General features: G+C 62.0%; 4 protein-coding genes. All 4 read right to left on the reverse strand.

All coding sequences use genetic code 11. The annotated features are described in order from the left end of the window. Positions 1 to 696: AMP-binding protein (locus tag VGL01_RS15035; RefSeq protein WP_331570639.1), on the reverse strand; the 696-nt coding region annotated here is incomplete at its 3' end. A gap of 268 nt (positions 697 to 964) precedes the next feature. After that, positions 965 to 1,192 (reverse strand): hypothetical protein, encoded by a 228-nt coding sequence (locus VGL01_RS15040; protein ID WP_331570641.1) that lies wholly within the window; start codon positions 1,190 to 1,192, stop codon positions 965 to 967. A 101-nt stretch (positions 1,193 to 1,293) separates the two neighbouring features. Then, on the reverse strand, positions 1,294 to 1,539 hold the full coding sequence (locus VGL01_RS15045; RefSeq protein ID WP_331566559.1) for a hypothetical protein: 246 nt from the start codon (positions 1,537 to 1,539) through the stop codon (positions 1,294 to 1,296). Positions 1,540 to 1,675: 136 nt separating this feature from the next. Further along, a partial coding sequence (locus VGL01_RS15050; RefSeq protein WP_331566163.1) for a pyridoxal-phosphate dependent enzyme occupies positions 1,676 to 1,985 on the reverse strand: 310 nt, incomplete at its 5' end.

Consider the following 1,985-nt stretch of genomic DNA (forward strand, 5'->3'; position numbering starts at 1 on the left):
CGACAGGCTGCCGACGGGATAGCTCTCGTGGGTATGCTCGACGAGCTTCGGTTTTGACGTCGTGCCGGACGTGAAGTAGAGCAGCAGCGGATCGGCGGCCCGCGTCACACCGTCGGCCGTGAACTCGGCGCTGGAGGTATAGCCTTGCGAGAAATCGAGCCATCCCTGCCCAGCGCTCGTATCAGAAGCCGGCCCGACTGAGATCTTCACGAGCGGTCTGCCGCCGTTTTCGAGCCCGTCGAATTTCGCGCGCTCGGCGGCGTCGACGATGGCGAACGTCGGCTGCGCGATCTGTATGCGCTCGCGCACGTCGGCCGGTGAGAGTTGTGTCGTCGCCGGCAGCAGTACGGCGCCGAGTTTCATGACCGCCAGCATGGCGTCCCAGAGCTCGACGCAATTGGGGAGCATCAGCAGCACGCGATCGCCGCGCGCTACCCCGGCGGCCCGCAAGAAGTTGGCGATGCGCGAGGATCGCTCCGACATTTCGGCGAACGAGAGCCGGATGTCGAGTTGGGCGCCGTCGACGATCCGCAACGCTGCGGCGCTGTTGCCGCGTGCCATGACGTCGAAGTAATCGAGCGCCCAGTTGAATTCATCGAGCACGGGCCACGCAAACTCATCGTAGGCGCTCTGATAGTCGGTTCGATGGCGCAGCAGAAAATCGCGCGCGGCCAAAAAGCGTTGCGATGCTGTCATTGCTGTCTCCTGCGGAGCGCGGGCTCCGATCGGTGCAAAGCGGCGGTTGCCGTCCGGGTCTCTTCGTTTATGGGCGAGCCCGGCGCGCTGCGAGTATCTCGTGCATGGATACATCGCTGTACGACGGGGCGGCCGAAGCTCGACTGGCTATTATTGGCTTTCCTATTTTGTTCGTTCGAGCCTCCCAACGCCATCTCGGAACATCCCTGCGATCACCGCAATGCCGGCATTGGGAGAGGATCGCCGCTATGAAAAAAGCTGTCTACGGTCAACTGACGGCGCACAATCCTGGCGTCGTTGCTTGCAAGGATAGGCGCAACGGATCGGGGCTCGGCACGACAGCAGCGTCGGCGATGGCTTCGTGCTCGATCAGCACGCTCTCGAGCACGAACGGACTGAGGTGGTAATCGGACGATTTGAGGACGTCGTCGGCGCGTCGGAGGTAGGTGCAATGGCGCCCCGACGCTTCGCGTATGGCGCGAATGCCTCGCGTCACGACGTGGTGGCCAGCACTCGAGTGGCTATTCTTTTCTTGCCGGTTTTGTCAGCTCGGCACCATCTTGCTTCGTCGTCGGTAACGGCCATAGACGCGTCGCCTCAGGAGACACCGAGCCCCCGCAAGACAGCGTTACCATCCTCCGTCAATTGAAAGCGCGTGTCGCCTTGCTCGGTATTGACTTGCTCGATCAGCCCAGCTTCCCTGAGTAACGGGATCTCCGGCTTTGCCGCGAGGTCGACCGGCGCGTGCAGCAACAACAGGAGCGTTGCGATCTCATGGTGGCTCAGGATGCGCCGCAGCATGGTGCGTGGCTTTGGCATGGCGCGCTCGGTCGTGTCGTGCATGGCAGGGCCCTTATCCCAAAATTCAGCCGAATCGATGGTGCTCAAGTCGGCTTAAGTGACGCTTAAAATCGCGGCCCTGGTTTTGCAACAAGGCATTACGTCGTAATAATCCCGGGCGGCCCGACGAACCGTTCCATTACTCTTGCATCCACGCGTTGAATGAATCGACCAGCACGTTCGCTCCGCAGAGGACCACGGCCACCCGTTTACCTCGATATCGCGAGGGGTCTTCGAGGATTGCCGCGATGCCGAGAGCGGCAGAGGGTTCGACAACGAGGCGAGCGTGCCGGTAGAGCATGCGCATCGCCGTTACGATGCTCGTCTCTTCGACCAGCGGGACGTGGTCGGCAACGGCCAGCAGGTCATGGAGAACCGCTGGAAGGGGAAACCTGCCCGCGACACCGTCTGCGATGGTATCGGTGCGCTCGGTGGTGACGATCGATCCT

The sequence above is a fragment of the Trinickia sp. genome, assembly GCF_036503415.1.
Lineage (GTDB): Bacteria > Pseudomonadota > Gammaproteobacteria > Burkholderiales > Burkholderiaceae > Trinickia.